The following is a 4073-nucleotide window of genomic DNA, read 5'->3' as shown; positions in this document are numbered from 1 at the left end:
ACCCCACCCGATCCGCTGCGCGGATCGACCTCCCCTCAAAGGGAGGCAAGCACCAACGAGGGAGACAGGAATGGTCGGCGCATCGAAGTCGGAAACGGGAGGCGGCCCGATCCGCTACGGTATGGTCGGCGGCGGGCAAGGCGCCTTCATCGGCGCGGTGCACCGGATCGCGGCCAGGCTGGACAACGACTTCGTCCTGGTTGCCGGCGCACTGTCGGCCAACCCGGAGCGCGCCAAGGCTTCGGCCGCCGAGCTCGGCCTCGATCCGGCGCGCAGCTACGGCTCCTACGCCGAGATGGCCAAGGCCGAGGCCAAGCGGCCGGACGGCATCGAGGCGGTGGCGATCGTCACGCCCAACAATGTGCATGTGCCGGCGGCCAAGGCCTTCCTCGAGGCCGGCATCCACGTCATCTGCGACAAGCCGCTGGCAACCACGCTGGCCGAGGCGAAGAAGCTCGCCGCGCTGGTCGAGAAGACCGGCAAGGTGTTCGTGCTCACCCACAATTACACCGCCTATCCGATGATCCGCCAGGCGCGCGAGATGGTGGCCAAGGGCCAGCTCGGCGACATCCGCATCGTGCAGTCGGAATATCCGCAGGACTGGCTGACCGAGGATCTCGCCGCGACCGGCCAGAAGCAGGCTGCGTGGCGCTCCGACCCCAAGCAGGCCGGTGCCGGTGGTGCGCTCGGCGACATCGGCACGCATGCCTACAACCTGGCGCGCTTCGTCTCCGGGCTGGAGCTCGATGCGCTGTCTGCCGATCTCGACGCCTTCGTGCCGGGGCGGCAGCTCGACGACAACATCAATGTGCTGTTGCGCTTCAAGCCGGTCGGCAAGGCGCATCCCGCCAAGGGCATGATCTGGGCCAGCCAGGTGGCGCCCGGCCATGAGAACGGTCTAAAGCTGCGCATCTATGGCTCGAAGGGCGGGCTGGAATGGGTGCAGGCCGATCCGAACTATCTCTGGTATACGCCGTTCGGCCAGCCGAAGCAGCTCCTGACCCGCGCCGGCGCCGGCGCGCTGCCCTCCGCCGGGCGTGTCACCCGTGTTCCCTCGGGCCATCCGGAGGGCTATCTCGAAGGCTTCGCCAATATCTACCAGGAAGCGGCCCGCGCCATCCGCGCGGCGCGCAGGAAGGGCGGCAAGCCGGCAAAGGATGTCGTCTTCCCGACGATTGCCGACGGCGTCGAAGGCATGGCCTTCATCGGGGCCTGCGTGAAGTCGTCGAAGAAGAACGGGGCGTGGACGAAACTCTAATCGGGGCGCCCAGTCGGCAGGGAATGACAGAGCCGGCGTTCAGGCGGCCGTCAGGGGAGGGTGTCGATGAAAATCGGCATGTGCATGTTCTTGTGGACGACCAGCGTCTCAAAGAAGCACGAGGCGCTGCTTCGCGACATCAAGGCGACCGGCTTCGACGGCGTCGAGATCCCGGTGTTTTCCGGCGCGCCCGACGACTACAAGAAACTCGGCGACCTGCTCGACCGCATCGGGCTGCAGCGTACCGCTGTCTCGGCCATGGGTGATCCGGCGATGAGTCTGATCGCGGCCGATGCCGCGACGCGCAAGGCCGGCATCGACTATATGAAATGGGCGATCGACTGCAGCGCCGCGCTCGGCGCCAACAGGCTGAGCGGTCCACTGCATTCGACGCTGGGCGCCTTTTCCGGCAGCGGACCGACGGCGGCAGAGAAGAAGCGCTCGGTCGCCTCCCAGCGCGCCATTGGCGACCATGCCGGCAAGAAGGGCGTCACCATCGGGTTAGAGGCGCTCAACCGCTTCGAATGCTATCTGCTCAACACGATGGACGATTTGTCCGAGCATATCGACGCGATCGACCGGCCGCACGTCAAGGCGATGTACGACACGTTCCACGCCAACATCGAGGAGGCCGATCCGATCGGCGCCTATTTGCGCAACCGCCGGAATGTCGTCCATATCCATATTTCGGAGAATGATCGCGGGGTGCCGGGCCGGGGCAATATTCCCTGGAAGGAGACGTTCTCGGCCATCCGCAAGAGCGGCTATGACGACTGGCTGACCATCGAATCCTTCGGGCGGTCGCTGAAGGACCTGGCTGCGGCGACGAAGGTTTGGCGGGATTTTGCGGAGACGCCGGAGGCCGTGTATCGGGAGGGGTACAAGCATATCAGGGATGGGTGGAAGAAGGCGGCTTAGAATGGCCGTCCGACGAGCGCCGCGATCCTTCGCGCCCCCCCCTCTGTCCTGCCGGACATCTCCCCCACAAGGGGGGAGATTGGCGGCTGCGGCGCTTAGCTCAATTCGGCAACGTAGGAGATTGGCGAAAGCCATGGGTGGCGGCTGATCTCCCCCCAAGTGGGGGAGATGCCCGGTAGGGCAGAGGGGGGCGCTGTCCCGTCGACCTCTCGCAAGATTCTGCTAGCGAGGACTAACCCCGCGCAGCCTGCAACCTGTTGTAGTCATGCAGCGTGCGGCTGAGCCGGCGACGCAGGAAGTTCGAGATGTTGTCGAAGATGAAGACGACGGCCAGCGTCAGCAGCACCATGTAGAAGACGTTGGCCCAGTTGGAGTTGGTGCGCATCGCTTCCCATAATTTCAGGCCGATACCGCCGGCTCCGACGGCGCCGATGATGGTGGCGCCTCTGGTGTTGGATTCCCACTGGTAGAGCGTCTGGCTGATGAAGACCGGCACCACCTCCGGCAGCACGCCGTAGCGCTGCACAAGCAAGCCGTTGGCGCCGGTCGACTGCACACCCTCGCGCGGCTTGTCGTCGATGTTCTCCAGCGCCTCGGAATAGGTTTTGCCGAGCGTGCCGATCTCGGTGAAGAAGATCGCGGCACTGCCGGCGAGCGGACCGGGGCCGAAGGCGCGGGTGAAGAACAGCGCCCAGATCAGCATGTCGACCGAGCGCATGAAGTCGAAGAAGCGCTTCAGCACCTGGCTGAGCAGCCCGCTCGGCGTGATGTTGCGGGCGGCGAAGAAGGCGAGCGGGAAGGCGACGATGCCGCCGAGCAGCGTGCCGAGGAATGCCATGACGATGGTCTGCAACAGCTTCGTCCAGACATCGCCATGCTGCCACTGGGCGTTGTTCCAGATGTTGTCGGCGGCAAGCGCGAGATTTGATGTGCCGGGTTTCAGCTCTGGACCGGAGAGGATCAGCGCGGCCACTTCGCCGGCCGGTTTCCCGAAGAAGGGCGATCGCGTGTCGAAGACGAAGTTCGCCCAGCCGAGGAAACGCTTGCGCACCTTGACGCGGTCGACTGTGACGCGCACCTCGCCGACGAAGCCCATCCTCGCGACGACTTCGTCGTCATGCGCGGTGATCCAGTCGGGCACCGGGCCTGAGATCACGGGCTTGCCGCTGGCCAGCGACACGGGCACCGTCTGGCCGTTGGCGACAATCACGGCTTTGGTCTTGTCGAAGGTGACGGATTTGGCCAGGCCGTCGATCAGCACGGTGAAGGTGCCGTCCGGGTTCCTGATCACCCAGTCAGGATTGGGGTTCTCGCCAAGCGCGGAGAAGCGCGGGTATTTGGGCGTGATCTCCGGCTGGTCGAGGCGGAACTCCGGCTGCAGGTCGTAGCTGATCCATTGCGAAAGGAAGAGCGGCAGCCGCTCCCAATGCGACTCGCGCAGCACCTGCGGCATGCTGAAGAACCACAGGGCATAGGCGAGGTACAGGACGGTTCCAGCAACCAGGAACAGCGGTCCGAAACGCTTGTAGAGCGGCCGCCGAAATATCTGCGGGTAGCGCGCCTCTATCGCCTGCATATCGTTTGCTGTGATCGTGGCCATGGCTCAACCCTTGGTCCTGACCATGATCTTGTCCGAAAACCGGCGTCCACTTTTCGGGATCATGGTCAGGCGCTCATCAGAAAGGCCTGCTCGCCGACGAGCTTGCGGCGCAGCCAGGCGGAGAACTGGTCGACGATGAAGATGGTGGTGAAGAGCAGCAGCACCAGCGCCAGCGTCTTGGCGCCGAAGCCGCGCGAGATGGAGAGCTTCAGCTCCTCGCCGATGCCACCGCCGCCGACTGCGCCCATAATCGTCGAGATGCGCACGTTGATCTCGATGCGCAGCAACGTATAGGAC

General features: G+C 64.7%; 3 protein-coding genes and 1 pseudogene. 2 read left to right on the top strand and 2 right to left on the bottom strand.

From position 1 onward, the window contains the following. Positions 1 to 70: 70 nt before the first annotated feature. Both EN745_RS31315 and EN745_RS31310 read left to right on the top strand, forming a co-directional pair. Entirely contained in the window at positions 71 to 1258 is a 1188-nt protein-coding gene (locus tag EN745_RS31315; protein ID WP_126058216.1) for a Gfo/Idh/MocA family oxidoreductase, read from the top strand. 66 nt (positions 1259 to 1324) lie between these two features. After that, positions 1325 to 2176 (top strand): sugar phosphate isomerase/epimerase, encoded by an 852-nt coding sequence (locus EN745_RS31310; RefSeq protein WP_126058217.1) that lies wholly within the window; start codon positions 1325 to 1327, stop codon positions 2174 to 2176. Positions 2177 to 2408: 232 nt separating this feature from the next. On the opposite strand, the gene phnE is transcribed toward EN745_RS31310, so the two are convergent. Both phnE and EN745_RS31295 read right to left on the bottom strand, forming a co-directional pair. Then, positions 2409 to 3776 (bottom strand): phosphonate ABC transporter, permease protein PhnE, encoded by a 1368-nt coding sequence (phnE, locus tag EN745_RS31300; RefSeq protein WP_126058218.1) that lies wholly within the window; start codon positions 3774 to 3776, stop codon positions 2409 to 2411. A 65-nt stretch (positions 3777 to 3841) separates the two neighbouring features. Beyond that, positions 3842 to 4073: pseudogene (locus EN745_RS31295) on the bottom strand (phosphonate ABC transporter, permease protein PhnE); the annotation flags it as partial.

The sequence above is a fragment of the Mesorhizobium sp. M4A.F.Ca.ET.022.05.2.1 genome (assembly GCF_003998845.1).
In the GTDB taxonomy this organism is placed as follows: domain Bacteria; phylum Pseudomonadota; class Alphaproteobacteria; order Rhizobiales; family Rhizobiaceae; genus Mesorhizobium.
This window is presented reverse-complemented; position numbering and strand designations above follow the sequence as displayed.

Bases quoted from the DNA above. Each gene is read 5' to 3' on its own strand.
- EN745_RS31315 (WP_126058216.1), top strand. From the start codon at position 71: ATGGTCGGCGCATCGAAGTCGGAAACGGGAGGCGGCCCGATCCGCTAC.
- EN745_RS31310 (WP_126058217.1), top strand. From the start codon at position 1,325: ATGAAAATCGGCATGTGCATGTTCTTGTGGACGACCAGCGTCTCAAAG.
- phnE (WP_126058218.1), bottom strand. From the start codon at position 3,776: ATGGCCACGATCACAGCAAACGATATGCAGGCGATAGAGGCGCGCTAC.